This is a genomic window from Nocardioides sp. W7, from assembly GCF_022919075.1.
GTDB lineage: Bacteria > Actinomycetota > Actinomycetes > Propionibacteriales > Nocardioidaceae > Nocardioides.
The window spans coordinates 2181973-2204808 of sequence record NZ_CP095078.1 but is presented as its reverse complement, the minus strand read 5'-3'; the positions used below and the strand labels follow the sequence as shown (position 1 = coordinate 2204808).

20 protein-coding genes and 1 pseudogene are annotated in these 22836 nt (G+C 69.9%); 3 read left to right on the top strand and 18 right to left on the bottom strand.

What is annotated here, in order from left to right; all coding sequences use genetic code 11:
* Positions 1-199: 199 nt before the first annotated feature.
* Positions 200-1546, bottom strand: a complete 1347-nt coding sequence (locus tag MUB56_RS10425; protein ID WP_244931829.1) for a PhoH family protein — start codon at positions 1544-1546, stop codon at positions 200-202.
* 405 nt (positions 1547-1951) lie between these two features.
* Complete coding sequence (locus tag MUB56_RS10420; protein ID WP_280637393.1) at positions 1952-2725, bottom strand: isoprenyl transferase; 774 nt, start codon at positions 2723-2725, stop codon at positions 1952-1954.
* Between the two features lie 81 nt (positions 2726-2806).
* Between MUB56_RS10420 and MUB56_RS10415 the strand changes: the two genes are divergently transcribed.
* The gene (locus MUB56_RS10415; RefSeq protein WP_244931828.1) at positions 2807-3532 is read left to right on the top strand and encodes a hemolysin III family protein; all 726 of its coding nucleotides are present in this window, start codon (positions 2807-2809) and stop codon (positions 3530-3532) included.
* Between the two features lie 12 nt (positions 3533-3544).
* Here the strand turns inward: MUB56_RS10415 and MUB56_RS10410 are convergent, their stop codons facing one another.
* Together MUB56_RS10410 and MUB56_RS10405 are read right to left on the bottom strand one after the other, a co-directional pair.
* Complete coding sequence (locus MUB56_RS10410; protein ID WP_244931827.1) at positions 3545-4549, bottom strand: HAD family hydrolase; 1005 nt, start codon at positions 4547-4549, stop codon at positions 3545-3547.
* Complete coding sequence (locus MUB56_RS10405; protein WP_244931826.1) at positions 4546-5769, bottom strand: PucR family transcriptional regulator; 1224 nt, start codon at positions 5767-5769, stop codon at positions 4546-4548. Before MUB56_RS10405 ends, MUB56_RS10410 begins: the two co-directional genes overlap by 4 nt.
* Before the next feature lie 281 nt (positions 5770-6050).
* Between MUB56_RS10405 and MUB56_RS10400 the strand changes: the two genes are divergently transcribed.
* Positions 6051-7307: a helix-turn-helix domain-containing protein gene (locus MUB56_RS10400; RefSeq protein WP_244931825.1), complete on the top strand. Its 1257-nt coding sequence runs from the start codon at positions 6051-6053 to the stop codon at positions 7305-7307.
* A 409-nt stretch (positions 7308-7716) separates the two neighbouring features.
* Here MUB56_RS10400 and MUB56_RS10395 read toward each other — a convergent pair whose 3' ends face one another.
* Positions 7717-7998, bottom strand: a complete 282-nt coding sequence (locus MUB56_RS10395) for a helix-turn-helix transcriptional regulator (protein ID WP_244931824.1) — start codon at positions 7996-7998, stop codon at positions 7717-7719.
* Positions 7999-8163: 165 nt separating this feature from the next.
* Between MUB56_RS10395 and MUB56_RS10390 the strand changes: the two genes are divergently transcribed.
* Positions 8164-8526 (top strand): hypothetical protein, encoded by a 363-nt coding sequence (locus MUB56_RS10390; protein WP_244931823.1) that lies wholly within the window; start codon positions 8164-8166, stop codon positions 8524-8526.
* A gap of 16 nt (positions 8527-8542) precedes the next feature.
* On the opposite strand, the gene MUB56_RS10385 is transcribed toward MUB56_RS10390, so the two are convergent.
* The 13 genes and pseudogenes from MUB56_RS10385 to MUB56_RS10325 all read right to left on the bottom strand — a co-directional run bounded on the left by MUB56_RS10385 (position 8543) and on the right by MUB56_RS10325 (position 22808).
* Positions 8543-9076 (bottom strand): hypothetical protein, encoded by a 534-nt coding sequence (locus tag MUB56_RS10385; protein ID WP_244931822.1) that lies wholly within the window; start codon positions 9074-9076, stop codon positions 8543-8545.
* Positions 9073-9786 (bottom strand): hypothetical protein, encoded by a 714-nt coding sequence (locus MUB56_RS10380; RefSeq protein WP_244931821.1) that lies wholly within the window; start codon positions 9784-9786, stop codon positions 9073-9075. The genes MUB56_RS10385 and MUB56_RS10380 overlap by 4 nt, the downstream gene beginning before the upstream one ends.
* Positions 9783-10943: an MlaD family protein gene (locus MUB56_RS10375; protein ID WP_244931820.1), complete on the bottom strand. Its 1161-nt coding sequence runs from the start codon at positions 10941-10943 to the stop codon at positions 9783-9785. The genes MUB56_RS10380 and MUB56_RS10375 overlap by 4 nt, the downstream gene beginning before the upstream one ends.
* Positions 10944-10954: 11 nt before the next feature.
* Positions 10955-12364 carry an MCE family protein gene (locus MUB56_RS10370; protein WP_244931819.1) on the bottom strand — a complete coding sequence of 470 codons (1410 nt, stop codon included), beginning with the start codon at positions 12362-12364 and terminating at the stop codon, positions 10955-10957.
* The gene (locus MUB56_RS10365; protein WP_244931818.1) at positions 12361-13422 is read right to left on the bottom strand and encodes an MCE family protein; all 1062 of its coding nucleotides are present in this window, start codon (positions 13420-13422) and stop codon (positions 12361-12363) included. The genes MUB56_RS10370 and MUB56_RS10365 overlap by 4 nt, the downstream gene beginning before the upstream one ends.
* A complete protein-coding gene (locus tag MUB56_RS10360; protein WP_244931817.1) occupies positions 13419-14432 on the bottom strand; it encodes an MCE family protein in 1014 nt (337 codons plus the stop codon). Before MUB56_RS10360 ends, MUB56_RS10365 begins: the two co-directional genes overlap by 4 nt.
* Entirely contained in the window at positions 14432-15514 is a 1083-nt protein-coding gene (locus MUB56_RS10355) for an MlaD family protein (RefSeq protein WP_244931816.1), read from the bottom strand. Before MUB56_RS10355 ends, MUB56_RS10360 begins: the two co-directional genes overlap by 1 nt.
* Positions 15511-16878: an MCE family protein gene (locus tag MUB56_RS10350; protein WP_244931815.1), complete on the bottom strand. Its 1368-nt coding sequence runs from the start codon at positions 16876-16878 to the stop codon at positions 15511-15513. The genes MUB56_RS10355 and MUB56_RS10350 overlap by 4 nt, the downstream gene beginning before the upstream one ends.
* Positions 16875-17639, bottom strand: a complete 765-nt coding sequence (locus MUB56_RS10345) for an ABC transporter permease (protein WP_348536724.1) — start codon at positions 17637-17639, stop codon at positions 16875-16877. Before MUB56_RS10345 ends, MUB56_RS10350 begins: the two co-directional genes overlap by 4 nt.
* A gap of 157 nt (positions 17640-17796) precedes the next feature.
* Positions 17797-18564, bottom strand: coding sequence for an ABC transporter permease (locus MUB56_RS10340; RefSeq protein ID WP_244932381.1), 768 nt, complete (start codon positions 18562-18564; stop codon positions 17797-17799).
* Between the two features lie 396 nt (positions 18565-18960).
* Positions 18961-19557: pseudogene (locus MUB56_RS10335) on the bottom strand (ATP-binding cassette domain-containing protein); the annotation flags it as partial.
* A gap of 213 nt (positions 19558-19770) precedes the next feature.
* Complete coding sequence (locus tag MUB56_RS10330; RefSeq protein ID WP_244931813.1) at positions 19771-20685, bottom strand: hypothetical protein; 915 nt, start codon at positions 20683-20685, stop codon at positions 19771-19773.
* 425 nt (positions 20686-21110) lie between these two features.
* A complete protein-coding gene (locus MUB56_RS10325; RefSeq protein ID WP_244931812.1) occupies positions 21111-22808 on the bottom strand; it encodes a hypothetical protein in 1698 nt (565 codons plus the stop codon).
* Positions 22809-22836 lie beyond the last annotated feature (28 nt).

The window sequence follows — 22836 nt, the reverse complement described above, 5'->3', positions numbered from 1 at the left end:
TGCTTCAGGTGCTTCGACACAGGGGATTGGCTCACGGGTAGGGGGCGTGGGTCCCGGCCACCCTGCCCGACGAGCAGGGTGGTCGCAAACCGAACACCCGGTGTGCGGACAGCTTGTTGACCTTCACCCGCGACCGGAGTGCCTCACGAGTCACAGCGGACCCAGGAGGCCCTCCGGCCACGGGTTCAGGGGACCGGGCTCACAGCGTGACGTTCTCCAGCATCTCGGTCACCAGCGCCGCGATCGGCGAGCGCTCCGAGCGGGTCAGCGTGACGTGGGCGAAGAGCGGGTGTCCCTTGAGCTTGTCGATGACCGCAACCACGCCGTCGTGCCGGCCCACCCGGAGGTTGTCGCGCTGCGCGACGTCGTGGGTGAGCACCACCTTGGAGTTGGCGCCGATCCGCGAGAGCACCGTGAGCAGCACGTTGCGCTCCAGCGACTGGGCCTCGTCGACGATGACGAACGCGTCCTGGAGCGAGCGGCCGCGGATGTGCGTCAGCGGCAGCACCTCGAGCATCCCCCGGTCCAGGATCTCGTCGATCACGTCGCGCGAGGTCATCGCGCCGAGGGTGTCGAAGACGGCCTGGCCCCAGGGCGACATCTTCTCCGACTCCGAGCCGGGCAGGTAGCCCAGCTCCTGTCCCCCGACCGCGAACAGCGGGCGGAACACGACGACCTTCTTGTGCTGGCGACGCTCCATGACCGCCTCCAGGCCGGCGCAGAGCGCCAGCGCGGACTTGCCCGTGCCGGCGCGCCCGCCGAGGGAGACGATGCCGACCTCGGGGTCGAGGAGCATCTCCAGCGCGATCCGCTGCTCGGCCGACCGGCCGTGCAGCCCGAAGGCCTCCCGGTCACCGCGCACCAGGTGCACCTGCTTGTCGGCACCGACCCGGCCGAGCGCGGTCCCACGGTCGGAGAGCAGCACCAGGCCCTGGTGGCAGGGCAGGTCGCGAGCCACCTGCAGGTCGAGCACGCCGTCGTCGTACAGCTCGTCGAGCTCGGCGGCCTCCACGTCCAGCTCCGCCATCCCGGAGTAGCCGGTGTCGGACTCGCTGATCGCCTCGCCGCGGTACTCCTCGGCGTCCAGGCCGACGGCGGAGGCCTTGATCCGCAGCGGCAGGTCCTTCGAGACCAGGGTGACGGCGGCTCCCTCGTCGGCGAGGTTCTTGGCGACCGCGAGGATCCGGGTGTCGTTGTCGCCGAGCCGGAAGCCCGAAGGCAGCGCGGCAGGGTCGGTGTGGTTGAGCTCGACGCGGACCGAGCCGCCCTCCTCGCCGACCGGGACCGGCTCGTCGAGCCGGCCGTGGATGATCCGCAGCTCGTCGAGCATCCGCAGCGCGGCCCGCGCGAAGAACCCGAGCTCGGGGTGGTGACGTTTCCCCTCCAGCTCGGTGATCACCACGACGGGCAGCACCACCTCGTGCTCGGCGAAGCGCTTGAGCGCACCGGGATCGGCGAGCAGCACGCTGGTGTCGAGCACGTAGGTGCGGGCACCGGTGGCGGGAGCGGGAGCAGAACGCTGGTTCTTCTTGGTCTGCGACGGCACGGTTCACCCCTGACGGGCCGACGCGCGCACTCTTCGCCCCGGTCCTAGTTGCTGCTGGCGGACCGGTGCAGCAACCGAAGACGGGAGTGCCCGCCTCCCAGCGCACCACGGACGAGCCGTCGTACGTCGCAGTCGTGAATGCTCACGATCGGGCCTCCCGGTACGGCGAGCTTCCCCACTCGCCGATGCTCGGAACGTACGCCGCGACCCGCGCGATTCGCGGCAACACGCCGCAACCTGTAGATGAACGTCACCCAGCCGTAACACGCGTTCCGAGGTGGGCGGCGGGCCGGCGGGACCAGCTGTAACGCGATGTTCGCCGCACTGGCTGCACGCCGCAGCGTGCGGGTAGTGCGGCGAACATCGCGTTACAGCAACCAGAGTGGCCGCTGGGACGCATGTGACTCAGGAGCCGAAGCGGCGCTCGCGCAGGGCGTAGGCGCGGATGGCGCGGAGGAAGTCGACCCGACGGAAGTCGGGCCAGTAGGCCTCGCAGAAGTAGAACTCCGACTTCGCGCTCTGCCACAGCAGGAAGCCGCCGAGGCGCTGCTCCCCCGAGGTGCGGATCACCAGGTCGGGGTCGGGCTGGCCCTTGGTGTAGAGGTGGCCGGCGATGTCCTCGACGTCGAGGATGCCGGCGAGCTCCTCCAGCGAGGTGCCCTTGGCGGCGTGCTCGTGCAGCAGCGAGCGGACGGCGTCGGCGATCTCGCGACGGCCGCCGTACCCGACGGCGACGTTGACGAGCATGCCGTCGACGTCGCGCGTGGCCTCCTCGGCGGCCTTGAGTCGGGCGGCCGTCTTGGCCGGCAGCAGGTCGAGGGCGCCCACGGGGTGCAGCCGCCAGCGCCGCTGGTCGGCGAGCGAGTCGACTGCCTCCTCGATGATCTCCAGCAGCGGCGCGAGCTCGGGCTCGGGGCGGTTGAGGTTGTCGGTGGAGAGCAGCCAGAGCGTGACGACCTCGATGCCGACCTCGTCGCACCAGCCGAGCAGCGGCTCGATGTTGGCGGCGCCCGCACGGTGGCCGTGAGCGGTGTCACGACCGACCGCCTTGGCCCAGCGGCGGTTGCCGTCGAGCATCACTCCGATGTGCTGCGGCAGGTCGGCGGGCATCTTGCGCAGCATCCGCGCCTCGTACGCCGGGTAGACGACCCGCCTGATCGCACGCTTCCAATCCGCCACCGGTCCAGGGTAGCCGCGAGCGTGACCAGGGCATCACCGCTTTCGGCGGTTGGCCAACCTTCCGCCGGGTAACTTGAGGTCATGAACCAGGCGATGGACGAGATGCGTTCCGGCATCGAGCACCTCGGTGAGTCGCTGCACGAGACCCTCGAGGAGCTCAAGCCCAAGCTGCGCGGCTGGCTGCACCTCATCATCGCGCCGCTGACGCTGGTCGGCGGGATCGTGCTGGTGGCCCTGTCCCCCACCACGATCACCCGGGTCGGCTCGGCGGTCTTCATCGCGTCGGCGCTGATCCTGTTCACGGTGTCGGCGATCTACCACACCGGCACCTGGTCGCCGCGGGTCTGGGCGTTCCTGCGGCGCTTCGACCACTCCAACATCTTCATCCTGATCGCGGGCTCCTACACACCGTTCAGCCTGATGCTCCTGGAGGGGACCCAGCGCTCCGTGCTGCTGACGGTCGTGTGGACCGGGGCGATCCTCGGCGTCGCGTTCCGGGTCTTCTGGACCGACGCGCCGCGCTGGCTCTACACCCCCATCTACATCGCCATGGGCTGGGCGGCGGTCTTCTTCATCCCCGGCTTCCTCGACGGCGCGCGGACCCTCGGCAGCGTCGGCATCGCCGCCTTCGTGATGATCGTGGTGGGCGGCGCGCTCTACACCTTCGGCGGCGTGGTCTACGGCTTCAAGCGACCGAACCCCTCACCGCAGTGGTTCGGCTTCCACGAGGTGTTCCACTCGTTCACGATCCTGGCGTTCGTCGCGCACTACGTCGCCGTGTCGCTCGCGACGTACGCCCATCGCTGAGCGCCGCCGGGGTCAGGAGGCGACCGCGGTCGCCACGACCAGCGCGGAACCGACGACGGCGTAGCCGGCCGCCAGCACCAGGGAGAGCATCCCGACGGCCACCAGCACCACTCCGATGGCCGTGATCAGCCCGCCGGCGCACCACAGCCGCCAGGTCAGTCTCGGCACCAGCCGCCCGAGCTCGAGGGCCTGGACGGTCCGGCCGACGTCGAGGTCGTCGACCCGGACGGCAGCGGTCCCCGAGGGGTCGTCGCTGACGGCCAGGTCGGCCGCGGCGAGCGCCTCGGCGTTGCCCTCGGCACGGGCGACCACCGCCACCCGCCGCCCGGTCTCCTGCCGCTCCCGCACGAGTCGCTCGCGCTTCTCCGGCTCGGTGACGACCAGCCACTCCTCGACGCCACACTGCTGGGCGAGATGCTCGGCGTTCAGCGCGCTGTCGTCGGAGAGCAGGATGGGCTCGACCCCCAGCGCGAGCAGTCGCTCGACCGACGTCGTGGCGTCGGTCCGGACGTTGTCGGAGACGGTGAGGTAGCCGAACGGCCGGTGGTCGACCTCGACGGCGACGGTGCTGCCGAGGCCGTGGCGCTCGTCCATCCCGAGCCAACCGGGGCTCCCCACCCGCACCGGGTGGCGGTCCACCGACCCGCTGATGCCGCGACCGGGCAGGTTCTCCACCGACCCCAGGCGTCCCGGTGGGCCGAGCCGGGCGATGGCCCGGGCGACCGGGTGCTCGATGCCGTGCTCGAGGGCGGCGGCGAACCACCGCAGGCTGCGGCCGTTCCCCTCCTCGATCGGGTCGACCGAGGTCACCACGAGCTGACCGGTGGTCACGGTGCCCCATCGGTCGAGGAAGACCGTGTCGATCGCCCGGGCAGCGGCCAGGGCGGCCGCGTCGCGGAACTCGATCCCCGCCTGTCGCGCCTGCCGGGTCACCGACCACCGGGCGAGCGGCACAAGGAGGGCGATCAGCGCGGGCAGCAGGACGACGGCCAGGGCCGCCGCCGTACTCCCCGTCACTGGGTGCGCTCCAGGTAGCGCTCGAAGTCGCTCTGGTCACCGGCGATCCACAGGCCGACGCTGGCCTTGAGGACGAGGGTCAGCTGGACCACGAACTCCGGGTCGTGCAACGCCTCTCCGAAGAGCTGGTTGATCCGCCGCCAGCGGTAGCGCACCGTCTGCGGGTGGACGCCGAGCCGGGCGGCGATCGCCGGGGCGCTGTCGCGGGTCTCCAGCCAGACCAGCAGCGTCTCGGACAGGATCTCGCGGGAGTTCGCGGTCTCCTCGAAGAGCGGCTGGAGCAGCTCCTGGGCCAGCTGGCGACGCATGGTCGGCTCGGCATGCAGCCAGATCGCGGTCCGGTGCTCACGGCACTCGATGACCGGGCGCGCCGGGACGACGCCCTGGTCCACCAGGGCCAGCGCTCGCTGCGCCCAGCGGTACGCCGCGGGGGCCTCGCTCGTCTCGACCAGCCAGCCGACCGCGAACCGCGCGGTGGGCACCTGCGCGGTGATGACGGCGATCGCCTCCGCGGGGCCGGCCTCGTCGGTGAGGAGCACGGCCCGTCCTGGGCCGGGCCGGAAGAGGACCGAGGCAGGAAGGTCGCTCGGGTCGAGCCGCCCGTCCACGGGCAGGTCCACGGCCGTCACCACGAGCTGCGCGGGGACCGACCACCCGGCCACCTCGGCGTACGCCTCGACGGTGTCGGGATCGGCGCCGCCGAGCAGCCCGTCGACGAGTCGGCGGCGGGCGAGACCGGAGTCCTGCTCGCGGGCGGCGGCACCAGCCGCGTGGCCCCGGCGGATCTGCGCGAGCAGGTGCTCGACATAGGCATCGAGCGCGTCGTGGAGCTCCTCCAGCGCGTGCGTCGAGATGCTCAGCCCCGCCGCGACGACCCGGATCTCGGCCCAGGACGCGCTCGCACCACCCCGGATCGCGCTCTCCATGTGGGAGAGGTCGTCACCGACGCCGGCCTCGCGGAAACCCATCTTGCGGAAGAGGTCGTCGACGGCGACCGGGGAGACCGGCAGGCCGACGGCACGATCCAGGAAGTAGACGGCGGCGCTGTTGACCGCGGTGAAGATCAGCTGGTGGCGCCGGTCGCCGTGGGCGTACCCGGGCACGGCGGTGCGGATCGCGCTGGTGACTCGCTGGGCGACCCGGGGCAGATGGCGGCGTACGTCGGGGAGCACCAGCCGAGCGGCCTCGGACGGGCGCGCCTGCATGGCTGTGTCAGTCACCGCACCCTCCCCTGGTCGGCGCCCCTCCGCGGGACGCTCGTGCGCCGAGACACCGGATACGATCTCACTCCCCGGTGGCGGAGTCCCGGACTCCGACACATCTCCCCCAATTGTCATCCATGTGACAACTGCCACACGTGCGTCCTGCGAGTATGCACAACGAGCGCGTCCTTTCCGAGTCCCATCTTAGTATGGCCATCCGAGTATGTGGCCAACTTCGAGGACGGACAGCGCGTGACGCCCCACCTGCGATCCAGCACGCATCCCCTTGTCGGGCGACCGTGACGGCGCCGGATCCGCCGTCGTCGCTCCAGCCCTCGACCGACGCCATGCGCCCGTGCCTGGACGCGATGGTCCAGCGGGTCGTGAACGATGTCGTGGCCGCGATGCCGTCGTACGCCGCCGCCCCGGGCAGCCCACGCCACCAGCTGCTGACCTGGGCCGCGCACACCGCCGCGCAACACTTCCTCGACGACGCCGAGGACCCCCCGTCCCGGTCCGGCCAGGTCGACGACCTGTTCCGCCGCCTCGGTCAGGGCGAGGCCCAACGCGAGCACGACTGGACCGCGATCGAGGCGAGCCTGCGCATCGCGAGCCGAGCCTCCTGGGCACAGCTGACGGACTTCGCCACCACCCACGACCTCACCAGACCCGAGCTCCAAGGCCTGGCCGACGCGCTGTTCGACTACCTCGAGCACCTCCGCGAGCAGCTCGCCGACGGCTTCGCGCTCGGACGACGCGGCGGATCCCACACCCGCGAGGGCGCCCGCAACCGCCTCTTCCAGCTCTTCCTCGCCGACCGACCATCGCGCCCGGACCCGCAGGTCCCGGCCGGCATCGACAACGAGACCCTGCACACCCTCGCCGAGATCGCCGAGTGGCCCCTGACCGAGACGGTGACCGCGCTGGCGATCAGCTACCACGGCGAGCCACCCGCGCTGCCGGAGTCACCGACCCTGCTGATCCGCACCCAACCCCGCCGCGCCCTCATCATCTGCCCCGCCGAGGAACACACCGACCTCGTCGAACGCATCGGCCGCTCCCGCCCCGGACTCCGCACCGCCGTCAGCTGGCCCGTGCCACCGGCACTGGCCGGCTCCGCGCTGCGCTGGTGCCAACGCGCCCTCGACCTGGTCCAGCTCGGCGTCATCGCCCCGGTCTCGGTCATCGACTGCGCCACCCAGGCCACCCAGCTGTGGCTGCACGCCGAACCCTCCATGCGCCAGCACCTGTGCCAGGAACTCCTGCGCCCCCTGCTCGCCGAGACGCCCCACTCGCGCGCCATCCTGTCCGAGACGCTGCTGACCTGGGTCGAGACCCGCGACAGCGCGCCAGTGATCGCCGCCCGCCTCGACCTCCATCCCCAGACCATCCGCTACCGCTGGAAACGGATCAACGAACTCTTCGGCGAAGACCTCCGCGACCCCGAGTTCGTCCTGCGGATGACCCTCGTCCTGAAGTCCAGCGTCCCGCTCTGGAAAGCCGGCGACCAGAGCGACTTCGACACCTTCCGCGACCGTGCAGCCGCAGGCCGATGACCCGAGCCGGCGGTTGAGCAGCCCACCGGTGGTTGAGCAGCCCACCGGTGGTTGAGCAGCGAGGGACGAAGTCCCGAGCGTGTCGAAACCCCCACAGCCCACAGACAACCGTGGTCACCGCTGCCTGTTGGCTCACCGGGTTTCGACACGGTTGCTAGCGCAACCTGCTCAACCACCGAGCGACCGGTGGTTGAGCAGCGAGGGACGAAGTCCTGAGCGTGTCGAAACCCCCGCAGCCCACAGACAACCGCGGCCACCGCCATCTGTTGGCCCACCGGGTTTCGACACGGTTGCTAGCGCAACCTGCTCAACCACCGGGCGGCCCGCGGCCACCGCCATCTGTTGGCTCACCGGGTTTCGACACGGTTGCTAGCGCAACCTGCTCAACCACCCGGCGGACGTGTCGCGGTCAGCCACCTCCGGTGACGTCCGGGAACGGCGTGGGCAGCAGGTCGACCAGGGGCACCTCGAGGGCCTGACTGAGCGCCACCAGCGTCCGGAGCTGCGGGTTCATCGGCTGGCCGGGCCGCGACTCGCCCTTCTCGTACTTCTGATAGGTGAAGCCGGTGATGCCGGCCAGGTGCGCGACCCGCTCCTGGCTCAACCCCTTCGCGGCGCGCGCTCGGGACAGGTTGTGTCCGATCTCCCGGGCGAACTCTTCCCAGGTCGGGGCCGATCGTCGTCGTGGCACCCGTCCAGCATCGCGCGCAGATGGCAGTCAGATGACCACCTGAGTATGGGAATTTCGAGCTGGCCGCGGCGGCTCTGTGGGGAAGCGGCGCAGACCGGTCCGCACCGTCGGCGCCGCTCCCTACAGTCGTACTGAGACGCAGGTTCGCCAGCGGAGGCCACGCCCATGACCAGACCCGACCACCAGCCCCCTCGGGCCGACCCAGCTCCGAGCTGGTCGATCGAGCCGTGCCCGCCGTGGTGCGTGCGGGAGCATCGCGAGGACGACCACCCCGAGGACCGCTATCACCAGGGCGAGGCCGCCCAGCTGCCCGTCGTCGCCGGCCACACCGACACCATCCCGATGACCGCCACCCTCCAGGCAGTCGAGCTGACCATCCGTCAGGGACGCCACCACGGCCACGCCCTCGAGTGGCTGGCGATCGAGGCCGACGACCAGCACAGCCTGCGACTCCTGCTCACCCTCGAGTCGGCCCGGTCGCTCACCACGCACCTGGCCCGCCACCTCGGCATCGACGGACAGCGCTGAGACGACGGACGATCGGTCACAGCGGCTGGAGGCCCGTGATCACCCAGCTCCTGCCCTCACGCTCCGCGGTGACACTCAGCTGGGCCGCCGAGACCGACTTCTCCTCGTCGTCGGCCCGGGCGCTGGTCTGGTCGAGGAAGACCAGCAACGTGGCCTTGTCGGTGGTCAGCTCCCGGACACCGGTCGCCTGGACCACGACGCTCAGCATGAGCTGCTGGCCGGGCGCCCGCTCCGAGAGGCTGGCGAACAGGGTGTCGTACTGCTCGCGCGCCTGGCCACTGAGCACCTGGTCGGCGAACGCCCGGGTGGCATCGGGCTGCGTGTAGTCGTAGCTGAGCACCTGGGTCAGTCCCCGTGTCACCACGGTCACCACCCCGGCCTGCCCCGTCTCGTCCAGCTGAGCCCGGTTGTCCAGCGCCGGGTCCTGGCTGAGGGAGCGAGCCTGGACGCCCAGGATCGCGGCGACGGCGAACAGCATCACGGCGATCCCGAGGGACACCCCCTGCCAGGCGCCGATGCTGCGAAGGTCGAGACCGATTCGTCGCGTCATGTCCCCACCGCCACTTGCGCCAGGTTCTCGAGCTTCCACTCGCCGCTGACGCGGACCAGGTCGGCCGCGAACCGGTTCCGCTTCACGGTGGCTTCGGCGCCCTCCTCGGTCGCGCTCACGGTGACCTCGACGGCCACGATCAGCGTCGCGGTCCGGTCGGTGAGCTCGGTGAGTGCGGCCTGCACCACCCGACCGGTGGCGACCCTCTTCTGGTCGGCGAGCAGCTGCTGGTCCTCCGGGGTCATCGCGACCAGCTGGTCGTGCAGCACCCCCGTCGACACGTCCTGCCAGGCCTCGACCCCGGCCGCCACGTCGCGGTAGTCGATGGAGTTCATCGTCTCGACCGCCGCGGTCCCCTCGATCACGGCCGCATCGCGCAGCGCGGCCCGGGCCCGATCGGGGTCGTTGTCGGCGGACCGCCAGGACAGGAAGGCCAGGACGACCGCTACGACACCGAGGCCGCACAGGGCCAGGGCCCAGAGACCGGTCCGGGTCCGACGCGGCTCGGCGGTCGACTCGGTCGCCGGCTTGGCCGTCAGCGGTGGATCCTCGGCCGTCGGCAGTGGATCATCGGCCGTCGGCGGTGGATCCTCGTCCACCTGGGCCGATGACGTGGCCTCCTCGACCGGAGGATCCGCTGGCGGGTGGGGCGGCTCGGCCGCCTTCCGGTTGCGGAGCTCGAACGCCGGCTCCGGATCGGTCGCGTTCACTGGTCGCCTCCCATCAGGTCACCCAGGCTGTCGGCCGAGGTGACCGTGCTCCGACGGGAGTCGTTGTCCTTCTTACTGCCGGGCAGCGGCGCCTTGGGGCCGCGCACCCCCGTCCCGGACGATCGTGGCAGATCACAGCGCGCATCGGTGTTGAACGCCTCGCCCGGCGACGTGTCGGTGCCGGGACGCATCTCGGTTCCCTTGTACTGGCACGGCAGCGGGCTGAAGAACGTCGGCTGCAGGCCGGCCTGCATGCCCTTGCTGGTCATCGCCGCGTAGGTGATGGAGATGCCCTCGGGCAGCCGGATCATGGTCTCCTTCACGCCGGCCGCGTTGGTGCCGAAGACCTCCGCGGTGGAGACCAGGTTGCCCATCAGCTGCCCGAGCGGCTGGCCGACCGAGCTGAACAGGGCGTCGAGCTGCCGGGCTGCGGCCGGGGTCTGCTCCATCAGCTTTCGCCAGTCGTCGTCCTGCTCCTCGAAGGCCTCGGCCACCAGTCGCAGGTCCTCGCTGAAGCTCTGGAAGCTCGACGCGGCCGCCTTCTGGGTCGCCAGCACCTGGCCGGAGTTGTCGATCAGGCTGACCGTCATCAGGAAGTTGCGGTCGGCCGTCCGGACGAAGTCCGACGAGGTCTCCACCAGGCGGGCCAGGTTCTCCCCGTTGCCCTGGGTCATCGCGTAGCCCTCGTCGATGACGGTGTCGAGGGCGTCGGAGGGCACTGAGGCCACGAAGTCCCGGCTGCTGCGCAGCAACCCGTCGATCGAGGGCGGTAGGTCGGCCGCGGTGAGGGTGAGGTGCGCCCCCTCGGCCAGGGTCTCCCCGTCGGTGGAGCCCCCGCTCAGGTCGAAGTACTGCTCTCCGATGGCGGAGCGGTTGACGACCCGGCCGCGCACCTCGGCCGGGATCTCGGGAGCACCGCGCTCGATCCGGATCACCGCATGGGCCCCCTCGGGGGACGCGGTCAGCGACTCGACCCGCCCGACCGGCACCCCGCGATAGGTGACCTCGGAGTTCTGGAACAGGCCACCGGCCTCGGGGAGGTCGGCGGTCACCGTGTAGCCGCCGAGGAACCGGTCCAGCCCGACGTACTGCACGGCGAGGAAGGAGGTGGTCAGCAGCGCGATCACCACGAACATGACGACCTTCGCTCGGGTCATGAGGGTCAGCATCAGTCCTCCCCTCCCGGGGTGGTCGCGGCGCCCGAGGGCGTATCGGTGATCGGCACCTGCACCGACGGCTCCCCCAGGCCCGGCATCGCCGAGTCGGTGGGCGGAAGCAGGCTCGGCGAGGGCGAGGCGGCACCGGACGATCCGGGCGCACTCGGCGACGGGGACGCGCTGCCGCTCGGGCCGGTGGGACCGGTCGGGTCGGCCGGTCCGGTCGGACTGGGCTTCCCGGTGGTCGGGGCGCCCGGCTTCGCCTTGCTGGGGGCACCGGCCGCGGACGGGGACGCCGAGGGGGACGCCGACGCAGACGGGGCGAGCAGATCGATCGGCGGGTTTGTCCCGAGGTCCGGCAGTTGCGGCCAGGGGCATCCGAAGCCGGTGCAGCTGTCTGGCAGCGAGGTGTAGGTGGCCGTGACAAAGACGTTCAGGTAGTCGCCCTTGATCGCATCCAGCACGGAGTCGGGGAACGGGAAGGTCAGCAGCAGCTCCAGGGACTTCGGCAGCGCCGCCCCGGACTCGGCCAGCTCCCGCAGGATCGGCTCGAGCAGCTTCATGTCCTCGACCATGTCCTCCTGGGAGGCGTCCAGGGTGCGCACGGTGGCGTCGCTGAGCTTGTCCAGCGCGGTGAGCATCTCGACCAGCTGGTCGCGCTGCTCGACGAGCACCTGCATGCCGGGGCTGAGGCCCTCCAGGGCCGTCGCGATCTTGTCCCGGTCGGCGTCCAGGGTCGCGGACAGGGCAGCGACGGCGTCGAGCGCGTCGGTGATCGACGCCTTGCGCGAGTCCAGCGAGCCCACGAAGGTCTCCATGTTGCGCAGGAAGCCGCGGATCTCCTCGGGGCGCCCGGTCGAGACCTGCTGGAGCTCGCGCGAGATCTCGCGGAACTTGCCGAGCCCGCCGCCGTTGACCACGAGTGACAGCGCCCCGAGAACCTGCTCGACCTCGGCCACCTGGCTGGTCTCCTCGATCGGGATGTGCGCCCCCGAGCTCAGCGAGCCGGCGCCTGCCGCGCCCTCGACGGGCCGGAGCAGGGCGATGTACTTCTCGCCCAGCAACGAGGTCTGCTGCAGCCGGGCGGTGGTGCCGACGGGCAGGTCGACGTCGCGACGCATCAGCAGGGTGACTCGCGCGCTGCGGCCGTCCGGGTTGAGCTCGATGTCCGAGACCCGGCCGACCGCGATGTTCTCGACCTTGACGCTGCTCTGCGGCACCAGGTCGACCACGTCACGGAAGTCCGCCGTGACGCTGATCGGGTCCTCGCCGACGTCGGCGCCTCCGGGCAGCGGGGTGTTGTAGAGGTCCTTGCCCAGACCGCAGCCGGTCAACAACGCGGCCAGGCCCAGTGCCACCCCGGCAAGTCCGGCTCGTCGGCCGGCCCGCCGCGGGGCGTGGGGGCGGGTGATGGCACTCATCGCTCAGTCCTGTCCGTCGTGCCGCCGTCGAGCATGGTCGGCGGGGCTGAGTCGGAGCTGCGGGCGTTGAGTCCGTCGGTGCTCCAGATGGAGACCTCGTTGACGTTGCCGCGCCCACCGATCAGGTTGTAGGCGGGGTCGTAGGCGTCGCGCAGGTTGTGCAACAGCAGCGGCGCGAGCCGGATCATCTCCTCCAGCGACTCGCGCTGCCGGTGCAGCGCCCGGGTCGTCGGCACCAGGTTCTCGACACTCGTCTGGAGGTTCCCGCGGTTCTCCCGGATGAAGTCGTCGAGCACGGCCATCGCGCCGGCCAGCTCGTGGGCGGCCTCCCCCATCTCCTCCCGGTCCTCGGCCAGGAAGCCGGCGACGTCGGCGAACTGCTCGTTCACCGTCGCGACGGTCTCGTCGTTCTCGGCGAGCATCGTGTTGAACTCGTCGAGGTTCGCCATGGTGCCGAAGAAGGTCTCGTCGAGGTCGGACAGCGTGGCGCTCGCCGCACCGAACTCGCGGATCATGGTGTTCAACCCCGCGCCCTGGCCCTCCAGGTTCGCGGCGCCGACCTTGAGCAGCTTGCTCAGGGCGCCGTTCTTGTTGGCCCCGCGAGGTCCGAGGGCCTCGGACATGTCCTTCAGCCCGCTGTAGAGGTCGTCGATCTCCACCGGTACGGCGGTCCGGTCCTGCTCGATCACCGCGCCGCTGGCCAGTCGCTTCGTGCCGGAGTCCTCCAGCCACGGCTCGGTCAGCTGCACGAACCGGTCGCTGACCATGGTGGGCGCGACGATCACGGCCAAGGTGTCGGCGGCGACCGCCTGGTCGGGGTCGAGCTCCATGGTGACCCGCACCGCCTCACCCTCGGCCGACACCTCGGTGACCGTGCCGACGGGCACGCCGAGCACCTGCACGTCCGACCCGGGGTAGAGCCCCACGGTGGAGTCGAACAGGGCGGTGAACGTCACCGGCTCGGTGCGGAGCAGCGACCTCGCGCCGAGCGCTCCGGCCACGATCAGGCCGGCCACCAGGCCGGCCACCAGCCAGCGTCGCATCCTCGTGCTGGTCATCGGGCACCTCCGGGTGCGCAGTCGCGGATCACGTCGTTCTCGAGCACCGGATCGCCGTTCTCGTCGAACAGCCCGCACAGGTAGGAGTCGACCCACCGGCCGTTGCCGGTCGCGGAGGCCAGGACCCGGTAGTAGGGGCCGAGCTTGGACAACGCGTCGTCGAGGTTCTGCTGGTTCCGGTTGAGGATCGCCGAGACCCGGTCGAGCTTCTCCAGCGCAGGCGCCAGCGTCTCGTCGTTGTCGGCGACCAGGCCACGCACCTGGACGCCGAGGTCGCGGGTGCCGGTCCACATCGCGTGCACCGCCTCGCGCCGCTTCTGCAGCTCCCCGAGCAGCTCGGAGCCGTCGGTGAACAGGGCGGCGAGCTCGCTGTTGCGAGCAGCCAGGGTGCCGCTGACCCCCTCGGTGGCCTCCAGCAGCCCGGCCAGCTCGGTGTCACGCGAGGAGATGGTGCGCGAGAGCTCGGTGAGCCCGCCGACCATCTTCTGCACCGACTCCGGGGTGTTCTCGAAGGCCGTCGCGAGCGTGTCGAAGCTCTCCTCCAGCTTGGCGGTGTCGATCTCGTTGAAGGTGCTGGAGAGGTCCGAGACCGCCGCGTTCACGTCGTACGGCGTCGTGGTGCGCTCCAGCGGGATCGCCCCCGACAGAGTGCCGGTGCCGAGCGGGTCCACGGCGAGGAACTTCTGCCCCAGCATCGACTTGACCTCGATCGACGCGGTCGTCTCGGCGGGCAGGTCGACGTCCTTGGCCTGGAAGCTGACCCGGACCCGGGCGCCGTCGAGCCGGACGTCGGTCACCTCGCCGACCCGAACCCCGGCGACCCGGACCTCGTCACCGGCGCGCAGCCCGCCGCCCTCGGTGAAGATCGCCTCGTGTACCTGGCCGTCCCCGAGGATCGGCAGCGAGGTGATCCGCATCGCGCCGAAGAACAGCAGGCCCAGGACGGTCAGGCCGACCACGGCGATCACGACACGGTTGCGCTCGGCGAACGCGCGTGGGAACCGGGACATCAGCGACACCTCTTCGCGACGGGCAGGACCCCGAGGTCGCCCATGTAGCCCTGGGGCATCGGGATCCGTCCGTCCATGGAGCACATGTAGAAGTTGAGCCAGGAGCCGTAGCTGCCGAGCCGGCCGATCCGGTCCAGCTTGGTGGGTAGCATCTTGAGGAAGCTGTCGACCTCGGCGCTGTGCTCGTCGAGGGTCTCGGAGAGCACTCCGAGGTGACCGATCGACTTGCGCAGCGCCGGCCGGGTCTCGTCCAGCAGGGTCGCGACGCGGCCGGTCAGCTCCCCCATCCCCTCGATCGAGCTGCCGATGGCGGCCCGGTCGGCCGACAGGCCGGAGACGAGCTGCTGCATGGTGGTGATGGTGAGGTCCAGCTGGTCCGACCTGCCGTCGACCGTCTGCATCACGCTGCTGAGGCTGGTGATCAGCTCGCCGATCACCTCGTCCTTCTCGGCGAGCGTGGTGGTGAGGCTGGCGGTGCTCTGCAGCAACCCGTCGACTGTGGCCTCCTCGCCCTGGAAGACGGCGATGATCTGCTCGCTCAGCCGGTTGACGTCCTTGGGGTTGAGCATGTCCAGCAGTGGCCGGAAGCCGTTGAAGAGCACGGTCAGGCTCAGCGCCGGCCGGGTGGCGTCCAGGCCGAAGGTGTGCCCCTCGCGGACCTGCGAGTCGGTGCCGGCACTGGCCGGCACGACCTGGCCGCTGTCGCCGGAGGCGGGGGCGGGGTCGGCCTGCTCGATGGAGAGGAAGCGCTGACCCACGATGTTGCGGAACTTGATCTGGATCACGGCATCGCTGCGCACCGGGACCCCCTTGCGGATGGTGAACCGCACCTTGGCCAGCCGCTTGTCGGTGACGGAGACGTCCTGCACGGTGCCGACCTTGACCCCGGCCACGCGCACGTCGTCGCCGCGGTTCACGCTCGTCGCCTCGGTGAACACCGCGGTGTACTCCACGCCCTCCCCCGCCGAGCTGTTGCGGATGGTCATGGCCAGGATCCCGGTGAGGGTCACCGTCACCACGGTGAAGACCACGCTCTTGATCCCGATGGCCCACAGCGGGCCATGGTTGGCGTCCTTCGTCATTTCAGCACCACCTTGGTGTTCCGCAGGGTCGGTCCGAGCAGCAGCGAGCTCCAGCCGGGGTACTGGACCGGAGCCAGCCCCTGGGTGGGCGCCACCAGCTCGGCGATCAGCCGGTTCTCACTGGGCGAGTTGGCCTCGCCCAGCCCGGTCAGCGCGACCAGGAAGGACTGGGCGTTCGCCCTCGGCGGCGGCCCGATCGCGACCGGATCGTCGCCACTCTCGCTCTCGTCGGCGACGTCGGCGGTGCGCGTGTCCTCGGGCCACTGAGGGAGACCGTCGCCCGAGGCGCTCCGCTTGGCCGGCGAGGTGCCCACCTTGCCGGTCACGTACGGGCAGCGCGGCGCCGGCGTGCCCTTGGTGAAGCTGATGTCGTCCTTGCCGGCGAGGTACTTGCTGCGCGCCGGCATCACCTTCAGCACCGCGTGCATGCCGGGCTCGTCGGTGCCGGCGCCCAGGGCCTCGTCCATGCGCGGCTTGAACCGCGCCACCGCCTCGAACAGGCAGGGGAACTGAGAGGCGTACGGCGCACTGGCCCGCAGGGCGGCCCGGCTCTCATCGGTCAGCACCACGATGGTGTCGTGGTTGTCGGAGATCCAGCCGCGGGCGGTGTCGGAGGATCCGATCACGCCGGCATAGACGTCGCGCAGCTCGGTCTGCTTGTCGACCAGCGTCTTCGACGTGGTGGTCATCGTCGACAGGGCGTCGACCAGATCGGGGGCCGCGACGTTCCACTCGTCGGCCACGTCGGCCAGCAGGGCGAAGTCCTCGGCGATCTGCGGCACCTTCGGGTTGAGCTTCTTCACGTAGTGCGACCACTCGACCATCGCGTCGCCGAGGTTCTTGCCCTGGCCGTCCAGCATGCCGGCGAACTCGCTGAGCATCGCCGACAGCTTCTCGGGCTGGATCGCGCGCAGCACCGGCAGCAGCTCGTCGAGGACCTGCTGCAGCTCGGCCGCCTCGGCCGAGTCGTCCTCGCGGATCACGTCGCCCTCCTGCAGCTCGGTGCCGCTGGCGCTGGTCGGCTGCACCAGGGCGACGTACCGCTCCCCGAACATCGTCTTGGGCAGCAGCCGCGCCACCACGTTGTCCGGCAGCATCGGGAGGATCTCGGGGTCCAGGGCCAGATTCAGGTCGGCGCCCTCGTCGGTGGCGCTGATCTCGGCGACCTGGCCGACCGGGACGCCCTGGAACTTGACGTCCGAGCCGACCTTCAGGGAGTTGCCGACGACGTCGGTGCGCAGGGTCACGTCCCGGTGCGGGACCAGGGCGCGGTTGTAGGCCAGGTAGGCCACTGTGAGCAGGCCCAGCACCAGGGCGATGGCGACCAGGCCGATCAGCAGATCGCGGGTCTTCGCGGCGTTCATCCGGCGATCCTCACGGTGGTGGAGGCGCCCCACAGCGCCATCGAGAGGATCAGGTCCAGCACCGCGACGGTGACCAGGCTGCGGCGGACCGCGCGCCCGACGGCCACCCCGACCCCGGCCGGCCCGCCGACGGCCTGGAAGCCCATCCGGCAGTGCACCATGATGATGATCACCGAGAAGATCAGCACCTTCACGAACGACAGCAGGATGTCGATCGGTGGCAGGAACAGGTTGAAGTAGTGGTCGTAGGTCCCGGCGGACTGGCCGTAGACGAAGACGGTCACCGCCCGGGCGCCGCCGTACGACGTGAGCAGCCCGATCACGTAGAGCGGGACGATCGCGAGGAACCCGGCGATCACCCGGGTGGTGATCAGGTACGGCACCGCCGGCACGGCCATCGCCGTGAGGGCGTCGACCTCCTCGTTGATCTTCATCGCCCCGAGCTGGGCGGTGAAGCCGGACCCGACCGTGGCGGACAGCGCGAGCGCGGCGACCATGGGCGCCACCTCGCGGGTGTTGAAGTAGGCGGAGATGAAGCCGTTGAGGGCCGAGGCGCCGATCTGGTCCAGGGCGGCGTAGCCCTGCATGCCCACGACGAAGCCGACCGAGAGCGTCAGGCCGAGCATCACCCCGATGGTGCCGCCGATCACGGCCAGGGCCCCGGAGCCGAAGCTCACCTCGGACAGCAGCCGCATGACCTCCTTGGGGTAGTGCCGCAGGGTGCTCGGGATGTGCAGCAGCACGTTGACGTAGAAGCGCATGTCGGCGCCAAGCTTGCTGAGCTTGTCGATCGGGCGGCTGAAGATCCGCCCGACGCGGGTGTTGCGGGGGGCGGCGCGCCGCGGTCCACCCCGCTCCAGCTCGGCGGTCAGCGGAGGGAAGGTGGGCTGGGGCCCGTTAGATCGGTTCGCGGCCATGTCAGGCCCCCTTCATGGGCACCAGCGTCAGGTACAACGCGGTGAGGACGAAGTTGACGAAGAACAGCATCAGGAAGGTGATCACCACGGACTGGTTCACCGAGTCGCCCACGCCCTTGGGCCCGGGGGCGGTGTTGAGGCCCCGGTAGCAGGCGACCACGCCGGCCAGGAACCCGAAGACGATGGCCTTGATCTCACCGATCCACAGGTCGGAGATCTGGGCCAGGGCGGTGAAGCTGGCCAGGTAGGCGCCCGGGGTACCGCCCTGGAGGATGACGTTGAAGAAGTAGCCGCCGAGCACGCCGACCACCGAGACCAGACCGTTGAGCAGGATCGCCGCCATCACGCAGGCGATGACCCGCGGGACGACCAGTCGCTGCACCGGGTCGAGGCCCATCACCTTCATGGCGTCGATCTCGTCGCGGATCGTGCGGGAGCCCATCTCGGCGCAGATCGCGGCGCCGCCGGCGCCGGCGATGACCAGGGTGGTGACCATCGGGGCGGCCTGTTGCACGACGGCCAGCACGCTGGCCGCGCCGGTGAACGACTCGGCGCCGATCTGCTTGGTCAGGGTCCCGAGCTGGAGGGCGATGACCGCTCCGAGCGGGATCGAGATCAGCATGGCGGGCACCCAGGAGACGCTCACCACGAACCAGAACTGCTGCATCAGCTCGACCCACGAGAACGGCCGACGGAAGGCGGCCCGGATGGTGTCGAGCCCCAGGGCGAAGAGGTTGCCGGTGGCGTCCAGGGCCCGGGCGGGGAGGATGGCCTTGCGCACGGACCGGTCTCGGTCAACCTCCTCGTCGTCGGCGACGTAGAGGGTCGACGCCCCCGACGCGACGCGCTGCCGGTGCCGATCACTACTGGCCCGCACGGCTCCCGATCGGGGCGTGAGCTGGAGGGGCAGCACCTCGATCGCCCGGGCCCCGGTGCGCACCAGGGCGGATCCGGGATACCCCATGCCCTCGTATGACTCCGGCGCGGTACGCCGGTGGTCGGCCTCCTCGCTCATCCCGATCGGGCCGTCCGGGTCGCCGCTCATGAACTGGCTCACCACGGGGTGGTCGGTCATCAGGAACCCCTCCCGGGGCCCGAACATCACCAGCTCGCGGCGGTACAGCATGCCCAGGTTGTCGGGCAGGGTGCGGGCCAGCTCGATGTTGTGGGTGACCACCAGCATGGTGGCGTCGGTGGCGGCGTTGACCTCGATCAGCAGCTCGGCCAGGTTGGAGGTGCGCACCGGGTCCAGGCCCGAGTCGGGCTCGTCGATCAGGATGATCTCGGGGTCGGTGACCAGCGACCGGGCCAGGCCGGCCCGCTTCTTCATGCCGCCGGAGATCTCGCCGGGCAGCTTGTGCTCCTGCCCGACCAGCCCGACCATGTCGAGCTTCTCCATCACCACGTCGCGGATCTTCGACTCGCTGAACTTCGTGTGCTCGCGCAGCGGGAAGGCGACGTTGTCGTAGACGTTGAGCGAGCCGAAGAGCGCACCGTCCTGGAACAGCACGCCGAACTTCTTGCGCAGCTCCAGGCGGCGGGACTCCCGCGACGAGACCATGTCGACCCCGTCGATCAGCACCTGGCCCTCCTCGGGCTCGGTGAGGCCGATGATCGACTTCAGGAACACCGACTTGCCGGTGCCCGAGGGCCCCATCATCGCGGTGATCTCACCGGGAGGCAGGGTCAGCGTGACGTCGTGCCAGATGTTCTGGCGTCCGTACGTCTTGCTGAGTCCGATGACTTCGACCGATCCGCCCACGGGAGGGCCTCCTGGATTCGTAGGGCGGCCCTGCGAGGGCCGGTTGATATCAGTGGGAAGTGCGCGGTCGCGCTCGCGAGTTGTGACCCCGGTCACCAGCTACCGAGGACAGGCTGCAACACGGCAGCGCTCGATCAGGTCCGAACGACGAGATCGGTCGAGAACGCACCGGCATGTTGTGACCGCAGTGACAACATGCGGGCGCGAAACGGACTAGCGGTCGTCGCGCGCGGGGTACTCGAACGGCTTCGGTCCGGCGCAGGTGTCCATCCCCGGGGACGATCCGCCGGCCTCGCCGCCCAGCTTGGGGTTCGACGCCCCGGGCGGCAGAGGTGCGGGAGCCCCGTTCACGTCATAGGCGCACGACCATGAGGTCCGTGCGATCACCGGATTGTCCGGGCCGGACGCCGAGAGCGTCAGCAGATCCGATAAGTCATCGCCGGTCGTGGTCGTACACCCCGTGAACGGTGGAATCGTCATGGTGCCTGTCAACTGACCACCAAAGGTGGGGTGGTAGTAGGTCGACGGATCCTGAGCACGGAACCACTCCTCTGCGGAGCGCTCATTGACCCGGTCCATTCGGTACGCCGGACCTCGCATCGTGACAGGGGCCGGCGTCTCCGTTCGACAGTCACCATTGAGCCCCAAGTCCACATCATCCACCCTGACCGAGAGGACACGGACGTTCAGGCTGTCTTGAATGAGCGTCTCCTGGTAGTCACGATCAACCCGGGTAGTGCCGGGGTACTTAATCGCGTTGTACCGCAGGAGCACCTCGACTGGAGCCGGATAGCCACCCTCCCGGCGCTGACTGACCTGAATCGTCGCCTCCACCGGGATCATTCCGAATCCGACCGAGCGAACCGTCATCGGCTCCAGGTATCCGAAGTTCTCCGGAGCACCCTTGGGCGATACGAAGTAGCCCGACGCTCGAATCCAGTATTTGTCCGTTTCGAATTGCCCGAACATCACCTCCGCCACGGACATCGCGGCCGGACTCCGGAACCACTGCTTGGCCCGCTTGGCATGCGAGAGCCCCGCCTGCGAGGCGTTCGCCCAGGACCCGAACGTGGTGTCGGGAAGCCCGGGGTACCACTCATCAGCCTGGGAGGACTGCACGGTTGACATCAGAAGAGTCACGAGAGCCGCAGCCAGCCCCCCGCGCAGGAGGATCCTTTTTCGCATGTCCCCACTCTGAGCGGAGTGTCGGGGGCCACACAACCAGTTCGGCGCAACTGGTCCGTTAGAGCCTTCACAGTTGTGATGCCGATGACAACCCGAGGAGCAACGAGTTCATCAAGACCACCGACGGCGTCCGGTCCCGGAGGGCAACAGAATGCGCACTCGAGAACCCGACCCTCTTCCGTCGGGTCCGGTGAAGGCTGCCTCGGTATCGAGCGGCTCGGACAGTTGCCCTTTCGCTCCGGATGCGCTCGCCGGCGACTGGTCTTCAACTGGAACTTCAATCGGCCGGACCCGAAATGTCGAAAGGTGGTGGTCGGACCGCCCCGGGGGCATTGTCCGACCACCACCTCACTGACCAGAGGTGCGGACTACCTCACCTTGAATTTCTTGGTGTGGGTGCTGGCCTTGACCTGTGGATTGCCGAGGTACCTGATGCTCACGGTGTACGCGCCCCGGTACGCGGTCTTAGCCTTCTTGCCTTTGGCTTTGATCTTCTTGATCGTGAGCTTCCCGAACTTCTTAACGGTCAGCTTCACCGCGCCTGAGGACGAGACTGCGACCGTCTTCGCCACGATGGTCTTCTTGCCCTTCTTGATCGTGACGACGGCTCTGCCGGTGGGCGGCCTGGTGGCGCTGACCTTCCCCGTCACGTCCACCTTGGCAGCCTTCTTCGCCACCTTCACCTTGACCACCTTGGTCGACGACGGCACCACCGGCGGGGGCGGGGCGGGCACGACCACGCCGGCTGACGTCGACGAGATCGTGGGCTCGCCAGTCTTGGAAGCCGTCGACTGGTAGGAGATCGCCTTGCCGACCATCGCCGCCGTCACCGCCAGCTGAGCACCGGCAACCGGCACCCCACCCACCAGCCACTGACTCGCCACCGAGTCCGGAGTCGCCGAGAAGGTCCCCGGCACCCCGCTCAACACCGAACCGACCTGCGCCGACCCGACCACCTGAGGTGACTCTGCACGCAACAGCCGCGTCACGATCGCGCCACCCGACATAGATTCAGAGGTGTAGTCATCTCCGAGTGACAGCTGAGAGATCGCACGACCGCTCAGACCCGCTGGCAGCAACGCGGGATCTCCCTCATCCGGGGTCGCGCCCGCGACAGTCGGCCAATGACGGATGACCCGGTCCCGGTCGACCATCGCGAAGCCGAAGCTCAGACTTCTCGCCAGCAGCAGTGGTTCCGCGGCCGCGACCGTCGCCGGCACCGGCCTCGGGACGGGCGGCGCTCCCGTCATGTTGTAACCCCAGGTCACCAGCGAGTCATCAGCCAGCCAGGCCAGCACCCCGCCGTCGCGGCGTGTGATGGCCTTCACATTGCCAGGATCGCTGACCGCCGCCGGCCTTCCGAGCATCCCAGACGCCCGCCCCCACTGCTTGACCGCACCATCGGTCGTTAACGCAGTGGCTGTCCCCGCATCCAGGAGAACCTGGGCCGCCTGCACCTCCGGCGGGCCGTTCGTGGCCTGCAACTCCGGCGGGACATTCGTCGCCCCCACCGTCGGATCGCCCCATGCCACCACCGAGCCGTCCGCCTTCAGGGCCACCGCCGACTCCATGCTGAGGTCCAGCTGGGTGACCCCGGTCAATCCCGCCGGAACATCGTGCGGGGTCGGTCGATTTCTCTTCACACCCCACACCAGCACCCGGCCGTCGCGCGTCACCGCCCCCGCGAACCCGTCGGCGGAGTAGGCGATCTGCGCGACCTTCTCCGCGGCCACCTCGGCAGGGATCTGCTGGATCCGGCGCTGATTGCCACCCCACCCGACCACACGGCCCGCGGCCGTCAGCGCCAACACCGCATCGTCGATCGGCAGCACCTGCGAGAACGCCGTCCCCGCGTATTCCGCCGGCACCACCCCCTCCCCGTAGGTGTTGTCGCCCCACACCACCAACTCCCCCGCCAGTGACAACGGAACCGCCACACCCGCCACCGACAGCGGCCCCGGACCCGGCTCCTCGACGTCGGCCGCCGCCGGCACCACACCGACCGAGCTCATCACCAGCCCCGCCGCTCCGGCGGCCAAACCCGTCCAGCCCAACCGTCCCCGCATAGCTCCTCCTTCACGACCTCACACACGC